Genomic DNA, 16,776 nt, shown 5'->3' with positions numbered 1-16,776 from the left:
GACGCCCGTCCAACTTTTGGTGAGGGTTTCGTTCGTCCCGAATCAAACCCTGGCCGCCGCGTGCCCGAGCGGATTCGATAGCCGGGTTCACCTTCGGCGAGTATTTCGGGAGTACAAGTGAAATTCCGGCGGGCACTGGCGATCCCGGTCCTGGTCGCGACCGCGGCCCTCACCCTCACCGCGTGCGGCTCCGACGACGCCGAATCCGGCACGGTGGTCCGCATCGGCACCACCGACCGGGACAAGGCCTGGGACGTGTTCGAGCAGAAGGCCGCCGAGCAGGGCATCACGCTGAAGATCACCAACTTCTCCGACTACCAGCAGCCCAACGCGGCGCTGGCGCAGAAGCAGATCGACGTGAATCTGTTCCAGCACCTGCAGTTCCTCGGCCAGTACAACGTGGCCAGCTCCGAGACCCTCACCCCGATCGGGTCGACCTACATCGTGCCGCTGGGCCTGTACTCCAAGAAGCACAAGGCCCTGGCCGATATCCCCGCGGGCGGCGAGATCGCGATCCCCAACGATCCGACCAACCAGGCCCGCGCGCTGTTCGTGCTGCAGGCGGCCGGGCTGCTGAAGCTCACCGGCACCTCCGCCCAGCCCACTCCGGCCGACATCGACAAGGGCGCCTCCAAGGTCCGGGTGACCCCGGTCGACGCCGCCCAGACCGCGCTGTCGCTGGCCTCGGTGGACGGTTCGATCATCAACAACACCTTCCTCGAGCGCTCCGGGATCGACCCGCATTCGGCGCTCTACCAGGACGATCCGAAGAGCCCCGGCGCCGAGCCCTACATCAATGTGATCGTCACCAGGGCCGAGGACAAGACCAACCCGACCTATCTGAAGCTCGTCGAGATCTGGAAGGACCCGGCCGTGGCCGCCGCGCACGCCGAGGTCACCGGCAACACCGCGGTCGACGTGACACGTCCGCCCGCGGAGCTCGAAACGATTCTCGACCGGGTGCAGCAGGGCATCCGCGCGAACAAGTGAGCGCGGCCGCCGTCGAATTCCGCGCGGTCACCAAGGTCTTCGGCACGGGCGCCCAGCGGCACACCGCGCTCGACGGCATCGACCTGCGGATCGAGCCGGGCGAGATCTTCGGCGTGATCGGCTATTCCGGGGCGGGCAAGTCCACCCTGGTGCGGCTGATCAACGCGCTGGAGAAGCCGACCTCGGGCACCGTCACCATCTCCGGCACCCCCATCACCGGGGTGCCGGAGTCGGCCGTGCGCCGCCTGCGCCGCGATATCGGCATGGTGTTCCAGCAGTTCAACCTGTTCCGCTCGCGCACGGCGGCGGGCAATATCGAGTACCCGCTCAAGGTCGCGGGCTGGAAGCGGGCCGAGCGCAAGGCCCGCGTGGCCGAGCTGCTGGAGTTCGTCGGGCTCACCGACAAGGCCCGCGCCTACCCCGATCAGCTCTCCGGTGGGCAGAAACAGCGGGTCGGCATCGCCCGCGCGCTGGCGACCTCGCCGTCGCTGCTGCTCGCCGACGAGGCCACCTCGGCGCTGGACCCGGAGACCACCGGTGAAGTGCTGCGGCTGCTGCGCAAGATCAACACCGAGCTCGGGGTGACCATCGTGGTGATCACCCACGAGATGGACGTGTTGCGCGCGGTCGCCGATCGGGTGGCGGTGCTCGCCGAGGGCCGCATCGTCGAATTGGCCTCCACCTTCGACGTGTTCGCCGCCCCGCAGGCCGCGCCGACGCGCTCGTTCGTGGCCACCGTCCTGCACAACCGGCCCGATCCGGCCGAGGCGGAAAGGTTGCGCGCCCTGCACGGCGGCAGGCTCGTCACCGTCGACGTCGACGACCATTCGGGCATCGGCGCGGCGCTGGCCACCGCGAGCGCCGCCGGAGTGCGCTTCGACATCGTCTACGGCGGCGTGAGCACGCTGCAGGACAAGACCTTCGGCAGCATCACCCTGTCGCTGCACGGGCCGGACGACGCGGTGGATCGTGTCGTGGCCGACCTCGAGCGGAAGGCGGGCTGATGGACACCGACTGGACCAAGCTGCGGCCGATCCTGTTCGAATCGATCGGCACCACCATCTATCTGGTGGGCGTGACCTTCGTGGTCGCGGGCGTGATCGGGCTGGTGCTGGGCACCGCGCTCTACACCACCCGCAAGGGCGGGCTGCTCGCGAACGCGCCGCTGTACTTCGCGCTCAATGTGCTGGTCAACGTGGTGCGTCCGATTCCGTTCATCATCCTGTTGGCCGCGTTGGGCCCGGTGACGCTCGAGGTGGTCGGCACGACCATCGGGGCGGAGGCGGCGCTGTTCGTGATGATCGTGGCCGCGTCGTTCGGGATCGCGCGGATCGTGGAGCAGAACCTGGTGACGGTGGACCCCGGCGTCATCGAGGCGGCGCGGGCCGCGGGCGCCGGGCCGCTGCGGATCATCCTCACCCTGCTCATCCCGGAGGCGCTCGGGCCGCTGATCCTGGGTTACACCTTCGTGGTGATCTCGATCGTGGACATCTCCGCCATGGCGGGCACCGTCGGCGGTGGCGGGCTCGGCGATTTCGCGATCGTCTACGGGTATCAGCGCTTCCAGTGGGAGGTGACGCTGGTCGCGGTGCTGATCATCATCGTCGGAGTGCAGGCCGTGCAGTTCCTCGGCAACTGGCTGGCGCGCCGGGTCCTGCGCCGCTGACGCGAAGGGGCACGCACCGTGGCGGTACGTGCCCCTCGTCGTGCGTGTGTCAGACGTTCGCCGTGCAGGCGGACAGGATGACGCTCGCCGCGCGCGGCGAGGCCGAACCCGGGTCCGGGAACGGCGGCGCGCTGATGCCCAGCACGTCCACCGCGGCGCGCTCGGCGGCACCCAGGGTGTGGTCCCAGGCCCAGCCGAAGCGGTAGTCCGCGCCCTGGGCGACAGCGCCACAGGCATTGCGGAACTCGACGACGATCTGGCAGTCCCACACACCGCACTCGGCGAGCGCGGCACCGCGCGCGGCTTCCCAGCTGCCGTAGTTGACCGCAGAGGCGACCACGGCCTCCTGCGGCGAGAGCGCCAGGGCGCCGTAGAGGTCACCGGCGCTGGCCTGGAAGCCACCGTCGCGCGAGACCGCGGTGTAGCCGGGCGCCTCGGCGATGGCCACACCGCTCTCGGCCGCGGCGGCCGGACCGGCGGTGATCACGGTGAACGCGGCGGCCGCGGACAGCGCGGCCACACCCAGGGCGGATTTGCCCACAACAGACATCAGAGAATCTCCCCATCGAAATGTCGGCTTCGCGGTCGAAGCCGGACCCATCATGAACCGCCACCGGCTACCACGGGAAATAGCGTTCCCGTATCGAGCGGTGACCGTCCGGCGAAATCCGCGTCACCCGGACTCGTCCCGGGCACCAGTGGATTTCGTACTGTCGACGCCCGATTCCTCCCGAACTGTGCGTCCGCCACAGACTAGCAATCCGCACCGACAGGTTTCGCGCCGCCGAAACCGTGATCCCGCACCGGCGTTCACCCCCGCCCCGCCAGCTCCTGCCTCGCCCGCATCAAGGCGAACCCGAGCAGATTCAGCCCCCGCCACGACGCCGGATCCGTCACCCCCGGATCCCCGGCCGCCATCCCGATCCCCCAGATCCGATCCCGTGGACTGGCTTCCACCAGCACCCGTTCCCCTGTCCCCACCAGGAACTCCCGCAGTCCCTCGTTTCCACCGAACTTCGCCACACTCCCCGCCACCACGATCCCGAACCGCGCGCGCTCCCACTGCGCCTCGTCGAACCCAGAAACCTCCCGCCCCAACTTCTTCGCCTCCGCCGGATGCGCCACCTTCAGAACACGATCCGCCGTCACCGAATCTCCGAACAACACCGCTTTACGCCACATCATGTAGTGCTCCGCCGTAGCGAACTCCACTCCCTCCACCACGAACGGCGCGGCCCACCACTGACTCAAACACCCCGCCCCGATCCCCCCGTCCCGCTGCGCCCGATGTCCCCAGAACGCCAGATACTTCGGCCGAGCCCCATCCTCGATCGCCCGGCACAACTCCCCGACAGACTCGATCGCCATATCCCCTCCTCCGTTTTGGTCAAAGGGACCATACAACGAATCGGCGACATCCACCAGCGAATTCAGACCGCACGCAATACCGCTCGCACCGCACGAAGCTCCGGAATACCGATGGCGTAGGCCGCCAACGCGAACACCAGCGCCGCCGCGGCGGCCCCGGCCGCGGGGGCGACGAGCTGTTCGATCGCGGGCGCGGTGATCGTGAGACGAGCCGCGACGAGGGCGCCGAGCCCCGCGACTCCGGCCGGCACGGTGGCCGCGGCGACCCGGCCGACGGTGACCGCGACGGTGGAGAACCCGAGCGGGCCGTGCCCGCGCCGCAGCGTCACGTGACCGGCTACGGCACCGGCCACATAGGCCAGCGATCCGGCCACGCCGAGCATGACGATCACGGCGCGATCCCCGAGCACGGTGGCGGCCAGCACGAGAGTGCCTACCTTCACCGTGACCATGACGAGGTTGAGCATTGCCGGCGTACGGGTGTCGTTGTAGGCGTAGAACACCCGCATCTGCAGCATCACCAGCGCGAAGGGCGCCAGCCCGAACGCCGAACACGCCACCGCGGTGCCGATCAGCGCGGCGGACTCGACGTCGACGCGGCCGGTGAAGACCAGCGCCGTGAACGCCGGGCCGAGTAGACCCATGGCCATCGTCACCGGGATCAGCGCCACGGACAGATACCGGGCACCGCGCGCGAGATCGGCCACGACCGCGTCCCGGTCGCCCGACGCGGCGGCCCGGGAGATACGCGGCATCAACACGGTCAGCACCGAGGCCGCCAGAATGCCGTACGGGACCTGGAACAGCAGCTCGGCGTAGGTGTAGACCGACACCCCGCCGTGGTCGAAGGCGATGCGCATCGTGATCGCGACGCCGACCTGGCTGATCGCCGCGTAGACCAGCAACCAGCCCAGCATCGGCAGACCGGCTCGCACCGGACGCCAGGTGTAGGGCACGGGCCGTGTCCGCCACGTCCAGGTGAAACCGTCCCGGCGCAGCGCCACCATGACCCAGGCCGCCTGTCCGGCGATTCCGGCGGTCGTGCCGATGCCGAGAGTCAGGATCTGCGCGGTGGTCATGGACGCGGGAGTGAGCGTGACCGGGCCCGGAAGCGCGACGAACACCGCGCACGTGACCAGCACGATCACGTTGTTCACCACCGGCGCCCACGCCGCGGCCGCGAAACTGTCGCGCACGTTGAGCACCGCGCCCACCACCACGGTGATGCCGTAGAAGAAGATCTGGGGCAGCAGCAGATACGCCAGCCACGTCGCCAGACGCCGCTGCTCACCCTCGGCGACGAATCCGCGCACGATCCACGGCGCGCACACCACCGCCAGGACCGTGACCGCACTCAACGCGAGCACCGTCGCGACCAGGAGGCGCTGGGTGAACTCGCGCGACCGCTTCCGTCCTCGTCCCCGCGCCCTGGTCAGCACCGGAACGACCACGCTGGCCAGCACGGTCCCCAGCAGCAGTTCGTAGATCATGTTCGGCAGATTGTTGGCACCGTTGTAGGCGTCACCCACCGCGGCGGTTCCCAGGACCGCCGCCACCACGAGAGTGCGCGCGAAGCCGGTCACGCGGCTGATCACGCCCGCGAACGCGACCCGGCCGCCGGATCGGACCAGGCCGGAGCTGCCTGTTTTCCCGTGTCCACGTACGCCTTTCAGCGTCACCGGCGGACCCGCACGCCGGGTGCTGTGCCGCACCGGAAGCGGTTGGGTAGCGAAGCTGCCATAGTCGTTCACCGTGCCCCCTGTCGACGACTCCGTGAAAACCCAGCCTACGTAGACGATCCCGCCACCCACCGGGAGACGCTGTCACCCAGCGGTGAACAGGCCTTGTTCGGCTGCCCTGGTCCAGAAGGTGTGCAGGTCCTGTTGCCAGTAGCCCCAGGAGTGGGTGCCCGCGGGGCGGAAGTCGAAGGTGGCGGGAATGGCGAGGTCGGTGAGGCGGGTGTGGAGTTGGTGGGTGCACTGGGCGGTGATGCCGTCGAGGACGCCGCCGACGAGGAGTTGGTCGGCCAGTTTCATCGGGTCGCCGCCGATGCGGGGGCCGTCGAGGGTGTCGAGGGGGCCGGGTAGGCCGTTGCCGCTGCTCACGTAGAGGTCGACGCCGCGCAGGCGTTCGGCGTGCAGGTAGGGATCATTGGCGGCCCAGGCGGGGTCGCCGGGCGCGCCCCACAGATTCGCCGGATCACCGTGGCGCGCGGTCACGATGGCCGACACGATGGCCTGCCCCGCCGGATCGCTGGTGCGCACACAACCGCTGAAGGAGCCGATCGCGCGGAAGCGTCCCGGCAGTTCCTGCGCCATCCGGAACACCGCCGAACTCGCCATCGACACCCCGGCCACCGCGTCGCGGCCGGTGCCGTGGAAGGCGGAGTCGACGATCGGGGGCAGTTCGGCGGTCAGGAAGGTCAGCCAGCGCTGGGTACCCAGCGCCGGATCCTCGGCCCGCCAGTCGGCGTAGAAGGTGCCGCCGCCACCGACCGGCATCACCACGGTCGCCTGGGCGCCGTCGAGAAATTCGAGGACATCGGTGCGGGTGAACCAGTTGCCGCCCGCGCGCCAGTCGGCGGTCTCGGCGCCCCCGTCGACGCCGTTGAGCAGATACAGCGCACCGGCGGGCGCGTCGGGATCGGCGGCGGGCAGCACGGCCACGGTGATCGGGCGGCCCATCGCCGCGGAGAACACCGTCAGCTCGATCACCCGACCGGGACCGGTCGCCACCGCCGCGATCGCGCGCGACCCGTCCGGTGCGGGCAGCGCCGCCGCGAGGGCCCTGGCCGCCACCGTCTCCGGGGTCGCCTGCGCCGCGACCGCGACCGGCAGACCGGCCAGTGCCAGCACCACCGCCACGATCCAGCGCGTCATCGCCCTCGACATCGGCCACCTCCTTCCGGTGGCGCCGAATCTAGGCCGAGCGCACGCCGCCGAGCCCCGGAGCGGGGCACCTCTGGGCATCCGACCGAGGTCGGCGCGTTCCGCTGGGATCGGCCACAACCGAGGGCCCGGTGTGGAAGCTGCGCGCGATCATCGCCGAACGCAACTGCCACAGCCCCGAGGCGTGGGTCGGATCCAGGCCGGTCAGCTGCGCCACCCGACGCAGGCGGTAGTCGACGGTATTGGTGTGGATGTGCAGCAACCGGGCGGTGCGCTGACGGTTCATGTTGTTGGCGATGTGCACCCGCAGCGTCTCGTAGAGCTCCGGGTGACTCTCCAACGGCGCCAGCAGTTCCCCGAGCCGGGCGCGACCCGGACCCGGCCGGGTGAGCTGGTACTCGAGCGCCAGATCACCGAAGCGGTAGAGCGCGGGCGGGCAGTCCAGCCGCTCCACCATGTCGAGCAGTTCGTGCGCGCGCTGCGCGGCCGAGGGGATCTCGAGGGTGCTCGCGGGCACCAGCGCCGCCATCACATCCACCCTCGCTGCCCTGGACAGGGCCTCGATCAGCGCGTCGAGCCGCTCCTCGGCGACCAACTCGGCGGGAATCAGCAGGGTGCCGCCGTCGACCGACAGCAGCGAGAGCACCTGCTCACCGCAGCGATGCGCCAGCTCGGCCTGCACCCGACGCAGCTTGCGCCGGGCCACCACCGCGCCGTTGAGTCGCGGGTCGTGCTCGTCGGGATGCTCCCGGATCGACAGCGCCAGCACCGAATACGCCTCGGCGACCGCGATCCCGCACTCGCGGGCCATGGTCAACGTCGGCTGCCCGGCCAGCAGCGCCGAGGTCAGCGTGTGCACCGCGGTGTGGTGCTCACCGGCGATGTCGCGGTGCTCGCGGATGTAGGCGCGGGTCACCGTCGTGCACAGCTGGTCGGAAATGGCTGTCGCCCGGCGGAATCCGTCGATCAGGCTGGACGGGTCGGAGGCCGCGGCGTCTTCGAACACCGCGTCGAAGGCGAGCTGGAAGCCCTCGTGGAAGGCGTGCAGGATGGTGTCGATCGGCACGCCCTCGCGCGCCCATCCCCCGGCCGCCACGGCCAGCCGGTTCAACTTCTCGACCTCGTCGCGGCCGTCGAGCAACCCGCTGACCAGCTCGAGGCACATCCGCGTGATCGCGGTGACGTCACCGGCGATGGCGTCGCCGGGCAGGGTCCGGCAGGTCGCCACGGTGTCGACGAAATGACCGACCAACCGGGGTGTCATCGTCCGGACATCGCGCAGGGGCTGCCACAGGGTGGCTCCGTTCCGTGAGATCGTCATCGTCGACTCCTCCTTCACACCGGACCGGCGACACCGGCGGTGGTTCTCCTCCGTAGCGGGGCCCGATGTGATGGCCTACACTGCGGTTTCTTCGTGATCATGACTCTAGGATGAGTGACCGCTCACCTTCTACTCCTCTTTGCACCGAGGTCAACAGATGCCACCGCAAGCCGATAAGCAGCGCAAACGCCCGAAACAGGATCGGGCGAAGGAGACACGAAGCCACATTCTCGAAGTATCCGCTCAGCTTTTCGGAACCCGAGGTATCACCAATACCTCGACCAACAAGATCGCCGCCGAGGCGGGGCTGAGCGTCGGCACGCTGTACCGCTATTTCAGTGACCGCGAGGAGATCGTCAAGGAGCTCACCGACAGCCTGTTCCTCCAGGTCGAGGAGCGTTACGGCAGGCTGCTGGTGAACTCGGCCGACAAGACCCCGCGCGACGCCGTCGCCGAGGTGATCCGGATCGCGGTCGAGATCCTGGTCGCCAACGGCCCCCTGGTGCGCGCGCTGGTCGCCGATCTGCAGTTCTACGGCAGCGGTATCCCCGAGTTCGAGCCGCGCCTGCGCATGATCATCAAGCTGTATCTGATCCAGATGCTCGGGCCCACCCGCGGCATCGACATCGACACCATGGCGTTCATCCTGCTCAACGCGGGTTTCGCCACCGCGCTGCGCTCGGTCGGCATGGAGGACGAGGGGCTCGACCGCGAGGTCGTCATCGATTCCACCGCGGACATGATCGGCATCTGGATCGCCTCGGTGGTGGACAACCAGGCTCCGTAGACCGCGAAAAGGCCCGGATCCCTGCGGATCCGGGCCCACTCACAGTGCCTCGGTCAGCGTGCGTTGGCGGTGCAGATCGCGTCGATGACGTGCGCGCCGCTCAGGTTCGCCGAACCAGTGTTGGCCAGCACGGCGGTCGGGGTCAGCTCGCTCAGCGTCTCGTAGGCCGTGCGCTCGGCCTCGGCCCGGGTCGGACCGGACGCCCAGGCCACGCCCTGGTTGCTCTGGACCAGCACGCCACAGCCGTTGGCCCAGGTCATGACCTCGTTGCAGTCGGCCAGGTGGCAGTTGGCGATCGCCGCGGCGATGGCGGCGTCGGGGCTGCCCTCGTTCACGCTGACGCCGTAGACGGCCTCGTTGTCGCTGAGCGCGACCGAGGCCCACTGGTCACCCGCGGCGCTCGCCGAACCGGCACCGAGCACCGATCCGGCCGCAAGGCCGACCGCCACCAGGGCTAGTCCGGCCTTACCCATGAAACTCATTCGAAAGATCTCCTCTGGACATGGGTGATGCCCCGACACAGTAGGTCCGGATCCACACCGGAACCAGACCCCATTGCCGGGGTGGTCAGCTCGCGTTGACGGTGCAGAGCGTTTCGATCACGCTGCCACCGGCCAGCTGCGACGAGCCGACATTGACGAGCAGGTTCTGCGGCGTGCCCTCGGTCAGCGCGAGGTAGGCCTGGCGCTCGGCCTCGGCGCGGTCGGCACCCTTGCCCCAGGCGACGTAGTCCTCGTTCTCCACCAGGGCCAGGCAGCCGTTCACCCACGTGACCTCGATGGCGCAGCCGTCCGCGGCGCACTGCTCCAGCGCGGCGGCCTCGGCCTCTTCGCGGGTGGGGAAGTTGACGGAGCGACCGAAGTTGGTCCAATCCGCGTCCAGCGCCAGCGCGCCCCACTGATCCAGCGGCACCGCGTTCGCCGAACCGACCCCGAGAACCGATCCGGCCGCAAGGCCGAGCGCCGCCACCGCGAGACCGGCCTTACCCATGAAACTCATTCGTAAACTCTCCTCATCGAACAATTCCGGGAATCCGGAACCGCTCATTTGATCACCGACATCCTCCCCGCGCACACGGAAATGGCATGAATCACACCGGGTTCGGCGTCGCATCACCACCGGTGCCGCCCGACAACGCAACGCAGGCCCGGACCCACAGCGGGGTCCGGGCCTGCGAAAAAGCGCGGTACTAGACGGTGAAGCCGAGGGCGCGCAGCTGTTCGCGACCGTCCTCGGTGATCTTGTCCGGACCCCACGGGGGCATCCAGACCCAGTTGATCTTCAGGTCCTCGACCAGGCCGCTGCGCACCAGCGCGTTGCGGGACTGGTCCTCGATGACGTCGGTCAGCGGACAGGCCGCCGAGGTGAGCGTCATGTCGAGGGTGGCGATGTTCTCCGCGTCCACGGACATGCCGTAGACCAGCCCGAGGTCGACGACATTGATGCCGAGTTCGGGGTCGACCACATCGCGCATGGCCTCCTCGAGGTCCTCGAGGTGCTGGACCTGCTCGGGGGTCAGCTCCACCTCGGGCGCGGCGGCTTCGGCGGTCTCGGTGGCGGGTGTCTCACTCATCACGCTTCCCCATTTCCCATGGCGGGCTTGGCTTCTTCGGCCGAGGCGATCTGCACGACGGCGTCCTTGAACGCCATCCACCCCAGCAGTGCGCACTTCACGCGCGCCGGGTACTTGGCGACGCCCGCGAGCGCGATGCCGTCGCCGATCACGTCCTCGTCGCCCTCGACGGTGCCGCGGCTGGAGATCATCTCACTGTAGGAGTCGACCACCTTCAGCGCCTGCTGCACCGGCAGACCGATCACCTGATCGGTGAGGATCGAGGTGGCGGCCTGGCTGATCGAGCAGCCCTGGCCGTCGTAGGAGACGTCGGCGACCTCGCCCGCGTCGTCGAGGTGCACGCGCAGGGTCACCTCGTCACCGCAGGTGGGGTTCACGTGGTGCACTTCGGCACCGAACGGCTCCCGCAGCCCGCGGTGGTGCGGGTGTTTGTAGTGGTCCAGGATGACTTCCTGGTACATCTGCTCCATGCGCATGACTTATGCAACTCCGAAGAAGCTCTGAGCCTTCCGCACGGCCTGGACCAGCGCGTCGACCTCGTCGAGGGTGTTGTACACGGCGAAGGAGGCCCGCGCGGTCGCCGCGACGCCGAAGCGCCGGTGCAGCGGCCAGGCGCAGTGGTGCCCGACGCGGATGGCCACACCCTGGTCGTCGAGGATCTGGCCCACGTCGTGGGCGTGGATCCCGTCGACCACGAACGCCACCGCGCCACCGCGATCCACGTTCTCGGTGGGCCCGATGATCCGCACGCCCTCGATGCCGCGCAGGCCCTCGAGCGCGGCACCGGTGAGCGCGTGCTCGTGGGCCGCGATCGCGTCCATGCCGAGGTCTTCCAGGTAGCGCACCGCGGCGGCCAGTCCGACGACCTGCGAGGTCATCGGCGTGCCCGCCTCGAAGCGCTGCGGCGGCGGCGCGTAGGTGGTCTTCTCCATGGTGACGGTCTCGATCATCGACCCGCCGGTGATGTAGGGCGGGGTCTCCTCGAGCAGCGCGCGACGGCCGTACAGGCCGCCCACCCCCATGGGTCCGAGCATCTTGTGTCCCGAGAACGCGGCGAAGTCGACACCGAGCTCACGGAAGTTCACCGCCATGTGCGGCACCGACTGGCAGGCGTCGAGCACGACCAGCGCGCCGACGTCCTTGGCCCGGCGCACCAGTTCGGCCACCGGGGCGACCGCGCCGGTCACGTTCGACTGGTGGGTGAACGCGACGACCTTGGTCGCGGCCGAGAGCTCGAGCGAGTCCAGATCGATGCGGCCGTCGTCGGTGATCCCGTACCACTTGAGCGTGGCGCCGGTACGACGCGCGAGTTCCTGCCACGGCACGAGATTCGCGTGGTGCTCGAGCTCGGTGATGACGATCTCGTCGCCGGGGCCCACCTTGTGCGGGAACCGGTCGTCACCGAAGGCGTTGGCCACCAGGTTCAGCGACTCGGTCGCGTTCTTGGTGAACACGATCTCCCCGGCGTCGGCGCCGACGAAGCGCGCGATGGCCACGCGCGCGTCCTCGTAGGAGTCGGTGGCCTCCTCCGCGAGCTGGTGGGCACCGCGGTGCACCGCCGAGTTGCGGGTGAGCAGGAAATCGCGTTCGGCGTCGAGCACCTGCAGCGGGCGCTGCGAGGTCGCGCCGGAATCCAGGTACACCAGCGGTTTCCCGTCCCGGACCGTGCGGTTCAGGATCGGGAAGTCGGCCCGGATCCGGGCGACATCGAGGGCGGGCACCGTGGCGGTCATGTCAGGCTCCAGCGGTCGCGGAGGTGAAGCGCACGTAGCCGTTGGCGTCGAGTTCCTCGGCCAGCTCGGAACCGCCCTCGGCGACGATCTTGCCGCCGACGAACACGTGCACGAAGTCGGGCTGGATGTAGCGCAGGATGCGGGTGTAGTGCGTGATCAGCAGCACGCCGCCGTTCTCGCGCTCCTTGTAGCGGTTCACGCCCTCGGAGACGATGCGCAGCGCGTCGACGTCCAGGCCCGAGTCGGTCTCGTCCAGGATCGCGATCTTCGGCTTGAGCAGACCCAGCTGCAGCACCTCGTGGCGCTTCTTCTCGCCACCGGAGAAGCCCTCGTTCACCGAGCGGTCGGCGAAGGCGGCGTCGATGTCGAGTTCCTTCATCGACTCCTTCACCTCCTTGACCCAGGTGCGCAGCTTGGGCGCCTCGCCGCGCACGGCGGTGGCGGCGGTGCGCAAGAAGTTCGACATCGAGACACCGGGGACCTCGACCGGGTACTGCATCGCCAGGAACAGCCCGGCGCGGGCGCGCTCGTCGACCGACATCTCCAGCACGTCCTCACCGTCGAGGGTGATGGTGCCCTGGGTGACGGTGTACTTGGGGTGACCGGCGATCACGTAGGACAGCGTGGACTTGCCCGAGCCGTTGGGGCCCATGATGGCGTGGGTCTCGCCGGAGCGCACGGTCAGGTTCACGCCGTTGAGGATCTTCTTGGACTCACCCTCGGGGGTGGTGATCTCGGCGTGCAGGTCCTTGATTTCCAAGGTGGTCATCGAATTCGGATTCCTTCGTGGGGAGTAAGTGTGGTGTCAGATGCCGACAGTGGCGAGTTCGGCCTCGATGGCCGCCTCGAGCCGCTCCCGGACCTCGGGAACCGTGATCTTCTGGATGATCTCGTGGAAGAAGCCACGCACCACCAGGCGGCGGGCGACGTCCTCGGGAATGCCGCGAGCGCGCAGGTAGAACAGCTGCTCGTCGTCGAAACGGCCGGTGGCACTGGCGTGTCCGGCACCGGCGATCTCGCCGGTCTCGATCTCCAGGTTCGGCACCGAGTCGGCGCGCGCGCCGTCGGTGAGCACCAGGTTGCGGTTGGCCTCGTAGGTGTCGGTGCCCTCGGCGGCGGCGCGGATGAGCACGTCACCGACCCACACCGTGCGCGCGTCGCCCTTGGGCGAGGACGGATCACCCTGCAGCGCACCCTTGTACAGCACGTTGGACTTGCAGTTGGGCTCGGCATGATCGACCAGCAACCGCTGCTCGAAATGCTGACCCGCGTCGGCGAAGTACAGGCCGAACAGCTCGGCCTCACCGCCCGGACCGGCGTAGCGCACGGTGCCGGTGAGCCGCACCAGCTCGCCACCCAGGGTGGCCGAGAAGTGCCGCACGGTGGCGTCGCGACCCAGCTTCAGGTGGTGCGCGGTGGTGTGCACGGCGTCTTCGTTCCACTCCTGGACGGCGACAACCGTGAGCTGCGCGCTGTCCCCGAGCACGAATTCGACGTTCTCGGCGTAGGTTCCACTGCCGCGCTGGTCGATGACCACGGTGGCGACGGCGAAATTGCCGAGACGGATCTGCAGGTGACCGTAGGCGGTCTTGCCTTCACCAGGGCCGGTGATCGTCACGGTGACGGGTTCGGCGACCTCGGTCTCCGCGCCCACCGAGACCACGGTGGCGGTCTCGAAACCCGAATAGGCCTGGGCGGCAACCCGATCGGCGGGAGTACCGGCCTGACCGAGCCGGGCGTCGGTGCGCTCGACGGTCTCGACCGTGACACCCTCGACCTGGTTGACCTCGACGGTGACCTGACCGTCACGCACGGCGGTGCCGTCGTGCAGCCCGCGCAGACGACGCAGCGGCGTGAACCGCCACTCCTCGTCGCGCCCCGACGGCACCTCGAACGCGTTCACATCGAACGAGGTGAACACCTCGCCTTTGTTGATCGCGGGAATGCGAGCCTCGGCGGCCTCGGCAACGTTGTCCACGGCCATCAGCCGACGGCTCCTTCCATCTGCAGTTCGATCAGGCGGTTCAGCTCGAGCGCGTACTCCATCGGCAGTTCCTTGGCGATGGGCTCGACGAAGCCGCGCACCACCATGGCCATCGCTTCGTCCTCGGTGAGACCGCGGCTCATCAGGTAGAACAGCTGGTCCTCGGAGACCTTGGAGACAGTCGCCTCGTGGCCCATGGTCACGTCGTCCTCGCGGATGTCGACGTAGGGGTAGGTGTCGGAGCGGCTGATGGTGTCGACCAGCAGCGCGTCGCACTTCACCGTCGACTTCGAGCCATGGGCACCCTTGTTGACCTGGACCAGACCGCGGTAGGACGCGCGCCCGCCGCCACGCGCCACCGACTTCGACACGATGGTCGAGGAGGTGTGCGGGGCCAGGTGCAGCATCTTCGCACCGGTGTCCTGGTGCTGGCCGACACCGGCGAACGCCACCGAGAGGACCTCGCCGTGCGCGTGCTCGCCGGTCATCCAGACCGCCGGGTACTTCATGGTGACCTTGGAGCCGATGTTGCCGTCGACCCACTCCATGGTGGCGCCCGCCTCGGCCTTGGCCCGCTTGGTGACCAGGTTGTACACGTTGTTCGACCAGTTCTGGATGGTCGTGTAGCGGCAGCGGCCGCCCTTCTTCACGATGATCTCCACGACCGCGGAGTGCAGCGAGTCGGACTTGTAGATCGGCGCTGTACAACCCTCGACGTAGTGCACGTAGGCGTTCTCGTCGACGATGATCAGGGTGCGCTCGAACTGGCCCATGTTCTCGGTGTTGATCCGGAAGTAGGCCTGCAGCGGGATGTCGACGTGCACGCCCGGCGGCACGTAGATGAACGAGCCACCCGACCACACGGCGGTGTTGAGCGCGGAGAACTTGTTGTCACCGGCGGGGATCACCGAGCCGAAGTACTCCTGGAAGATCTCCGGGTGCTCCTTGAGCGCGGTGTCGGTGTCGAGGAAGATGACGCCCTGCTTCTCCAGGTCCTCACGGATGGAGTGGTAGACGACCTCGGACTCGTACTGCGCGGCGACACCGGAGACCAGACGCTGCTTCTCCGCCTCGGGGATGCCCAGCTTGTCGTAGGTGTTCTTGATGTCCTCGGGCAGGTCTTCCCAGCTCTCGGCCTGCTTCTCGGACGAGCGCACGAAGTACTTGATGTTGTCGAAGTCGATGCCGTCGAGGTTGGAGCCCCAGTTCGGCATGGGCTTGCGATCGAAGATGCGCAGCGCCTTGAGGCGGATGTCGAGCATCCACTCCGGCTCGCTCTTCTTGGCCGAGATGTCGCGCACGACAGCTTCCGACAGGCCGCGTTGCGCGCTGGCACCGGCCTCATCCGAGTCGGCCCAGCCGTAACCGTATGTGCCCAGCGAGGCGATGGTTTCGTCTTGGGTGAGCGGTTGCACCTGATCGGCGGCAGTCGTCATTCGGCACTCCTTCCGGAGTCGTTCGTTCGTCCCGCCGCGGGCTGTGCGGCGGATGGGGTGGAAGCTGTTTTCTGCACCGCGACCAACGGCACATGGGTGGTGCACGCGCAATCGCCGTTGGCGATCGTCGCAAGTCGCTGCACGTGGGTGCCGAGCAGGTCCCGGAAAGCGTCCAGTTCGGCGTCGCACAGCTGCGGGAATTCCTCGGCCACGTGGGCCACCGGGCAGTGGTGCTGACAGATCTGCACACCGGCACCGACCTGACGGGTGGTGGCGGCGAAACCGGCGTCGGCGAAGGCTTCCGCGATCTCGGACACCTTGGCCTCGATCTCGGGAGCGCTGTGTTCGGCGACCGGCTCGATGCCGTCGACGATCACGCGGACCCGCTTGCGCGCGAACTCGGTGATCGCCGCGTCGCCGCCGATCTCACCGAGCTGACGGATCGCCGCCCCGGCCAGATCGTCGTAGGCGTGGCCCAGGTTGCCCCGGCCCGCCGCGGTCAGCTGGTACTGCTTGGCCGGACGGCCGCGCCCCTTCTGCTGCCACGGCGCCGAGCGGTTCGCCCGCGCCTGACCGGCGTCGATGAGCGCGTCGAGGTGCCTGCGCACCCCCGCGGGCGCGAGCCCGAGCGCGGTCCCGATCGCCGTCGCCGTGATCGGACCCTCTTCGAGCAGCAACTGGACGATCGCCGCCCTGGTCTGCCCTTCGTGCGCCGCCGCCGCGGGGAGCGCCGACGACCGAGCGCCGGTCGTCTTACGACCGGTCCCGTCCTCGCCTGCCCGCAAACCCACGGTTTTCACAACACCAGTGTGGCGGAATTACTTCCCTAAATCTAATAAGGGTCCCCTGACAAAGGGTGCCCTGACCTGCGCAGAAGCCCTCTCCCGTCCATCCCACTCCCACAAAACCCCAGGTGCGGCCCTTCCCCCACCCTCCAATCCTTCGCCCGAGGTGACTCATCGCACAGCCCCCACCACCGCGTATCCCCTCCTGGACGAGCGCTCACCACGCTCCGATGGCGGCGATTCCC

18 protein-coding genes are annotated in these 16,776 nt (G+C 68.6%); 4 read left to right on the top strand and 14 right to left on the bottom strand.

Annotated features, from left to right (window positions below):
• The first annotated feature begins 117 nt into the window (after positions 1-117).
• Genes QC180_RS20170 through QC180_RS20160 form a run of 3 tightly spaced genes read left to right on the top strand, consistent with a single transcriptional unit; the run spans position 118 to position 2,656 of the window.
• Positions 118-990 carry a MetQ/NlpA family ABC transporter substrate-binding protein gene (locus QC180_RS20170; RefSeq protein ID WP_474646495.1) on the top strand — a complete coding sequence of 291 codons (873 nt, stop codon included), beginning with the start codon at positions 118-120 and terminating at the stop codon, positions 988-990.
• The gene (locus QC180_RS20165; protein WP_278264326.1) at positions 987-1,994 is read left to right on the top strand and encodes a methionine ABC transporter ATP-binding protein; all 1,008 of its coding nucleotides are present in this window, start codon (positions 987-989) and stop codon (positions 1,992-1,994) included. Before QC180_RS20170 ends, QC180_RS20165 begins: the two co-directional genes overlap by 4 nt.
• Positions 1,994-2,656 carry a methionine ABC transporter permease gene (locus QC180_RS20160; RefSeq protein WP_278264325.1) on the top strand — a complete coding sequence of 221 codons (663 nt, stop codon included), beginning with the start codon at positions 1,994-1,996 and terminating at the stop codon, positions 2,654-2,656. Before QC180_RS20165 ends, QC180_RS20160 begins: the two co-directional genes overlap by 1 nt.
• Positions 2,657-2,705: 49 nt before the next feature.
• Here QC180_RS20160 and QC180_RS20155 read toward each other — a convergent pair whose 3' ends face one another.
• The 5 genes from QC180_RS20155 to QC180_RS20135 all read right to left on the bottom strand — a co-directional run bounded on the left by QC180_RS20155 (position 2,706) and on the right by QC180_RS20135 (position 8,233).
• Positions 2,706-3,206, bottom strand: a complete 501-nt coding sequence (locus tag QC180_RS20155) for a DUF4189 domain-containing protein (protein ID WP_278264324.1) — start codon at positions 3,204-3,206, stop codon at positions 2,706-2,708.
• 260 nt (positions 3,207-3,466) lie between these two features.
• Positions 3,467-4,024, bottom strand: a complete 558-nt coding sequence (locus QC180_RS20150) for an NADAR family protein (RefSeq protein WP_278264323.1) — start codon at positions 4,022-4,024, stop codon at positions 3,467-3,469.
• A gap of 62 nt (positions 4,025-4,086) precedes the next feature.
• Complete coding sequence (gene murJ / locus QC180_RS20145; protein ID WP_278264322.1) at positions 4,087-5,703, bottom strand: murein biosynthesis integral membrane protein MurJ; 1,617 nt, start codon at positions 5,701-5,703, stop codon at positions 4,087-4,089.
• Positions 5,704-5,847: 144 nt separating this feature from the next.
• Positions 5,848-6,915 (bottom strand): alpha/beta hydrolase, encoded by a 1,068-nt coding sequence (locus QC180_RS20140; RefSeq protein ID WP_278264321.1) that lies wholly within the window; start codon positions 6,913-6,915, stop codon positions 5,848-5,850.
• Positions 6,916-6,943: 28 nt separating this feature from the next.
• Positions 6,944-8,233 (bottom strand): PucR family transcriptional regulator, encoded by a 1,290-nt coding sequence (locus tag QC180_RS20135; RefSeq protein WP_278264320.1) that lies wholly within the window; start codon positions 8,231-8,233, stop codon positions 6,944-6,946.
• A gap of 157 nt (positions 8,234-8,390) precedes the next feature.
• On the opposite strand from QC180_RS20135, the gene QC180_RS20130 reads away from it, so the two are divergent.
• The gene (locus tag QC180_RS20130) at positions 8,391-9,020 is read left to right on the top strand and encodes a TetR/AcrR family transcriptional regulator (RefSeq protein ID WP_278264319.1); all 630 of its coding nucleotides are present in this window, start codon (positions 8,391-8,393) and stop codon (positions 9,018-9,020) included.
• 53 nt (positions 9,021-9,073) lie between these two features.
• Here the strand turns inward: QC180_RS20130 and QC180_RS20125 are convergent, their stop codons facing one another.
• The 9 genes from QC180_RS20125 to QC180_RS20085 all read right to left on the bottom strand — a co-directional run bounded on the left by QC180_RS20125 (position 9,074) and on the right by QC180_RS20085 (position 16,537).
• Positions 9,074-9,502 carry a DUF4189 domain-containing protein gene (locus QC180_RS20125; protein WP_278264318.1) on the bottom strand — a complete coding sequence of 143 codons (429 nt, stop codon included), beginning with the start codon at positions 9,500-9,502 and terminating at the stop codon, positions 9,074-9,076.
• 85 nt (positions 9,503-9,587) lie between these two features.
• Positions 9,588-10,019 carry a DUF4189 domain-containing protein gene (locus QC180_RS20120; RefSeq protein WP_278264317.1) on the bottom strand — a complete coding sequence of 144 codons (432 nt, stop codon included), beginning with the start codon at positions 10,017-10,019 and terminating at the stop codon, positions 9,588-9,590.
• Positions 10,020-10,209: 190 nt separating this feature from the next.
• Positions 10,210-10,593, bottom strand: a complete 384-nt coding sequence (locus QC180_RS20115; RefSeq protein ID WP_278264316.1) for a metal-sulfur cluster assembly factor — start codon at positions 10,591-10,593, stop codon at positions 10,210-10,212.
• Positions 10,593-11,069 carry a Fe-S cluster assembly sulfur transfer protein SufU gene (gene sufU, locus QC180_RS20110; protein WP_278264315.1) on the bottom strand — a complete coding sequence of 159 codons (477 nt, stop codon included), beginning with the start codon at positions 11,067-11,069 and terminating at the stop codon, positions 10,593-10,595. The genes QC180_RS20115 and sufU overlap by 1 nt, the downstream gene beginning before the upstream one ends.
• 3 nt (positions 11,070-11,072) lie before the next feature.
• Positions 11,073-12,326 (bottom strand): cysteine desulfurase, encoded by a 1,254-nt coding sequence (locus tag QC180_RS20105; protein WP_278264314.1) that lies wholly within the window; start codon positions 12,324-12,326, stop codon positions 11,073-11,075.
• Between the two features lies 1 nt (position 12,327).
• The gene (sufC, locus tag QC180_RS20100; RefSeq protein ID WP_232999537.1) at positions 12,328-13,095 is read right to left on the bottom strand and encodes a Fe-S cluster assembly ATPase SufC; all 768 of its coding nucleotides are present in this window, start codon (positions 13,093-13,095) and stop codon (positions 12,328-12,330) included.
• A gap of 36 nt (positions 13,096-13,131) precedes the next feature.
• Positions 13,132-14,310 (bottom strand): Fe-S cluster assembly protein SufD, encoded by a 1,179-nt coding sequence (gene sufD, locus QC180_RS20095; RefSeq protein ID WP_278264313.1) that lies wholly within the window; start codon positions 14,308-14,310, stop codon positions 13,132-13,134.
• Positions 14,310-15,746: a Fe-S cluster assembly protein SufB gene (sufB, locus tag QC180_RS20090; protein WP_278264312.1), complete on the bottom strand. Its 1,437-nt coding sequence runs from the start codon at positions 15,744-15,746 to the stop codon at positions 14,310-14,312. The genes sufD and sufB overlap by 1 nt, the downstream gene beginning before the upstream one ends.
• The gene (locus QC180_RS20085; RefSeq protein ID WP_278264539.1) at positions 15,743-16,537 is read right to left on the bottom strand and encodes a helix-turn-helix transcriptional regulator; all 795 of its coding nucleotides are present in this window, start codon (positions 16,535-16,537) and stop codon (positions 15,743-15,745) included. Before QC180_RS20085 ends, sufB begins: the two co-directional genes overlap by 4 nt.
• Positions 16,538-16,776: the final 239 nt, after the last annotated feature.

It is taken from the genome of Nocardia anocheti (genome assembly GCF_029675105.1).
In the GTDB taxonomy this organism is placed as follows: Bacteria; Actinomycetota; Actinomycetes; order Mycobacteriales; family Mycobacteriaceae; genus Nocardia.
This window is presented reverse-complemented; position numbering and strand designations above follow the sequence as displayed.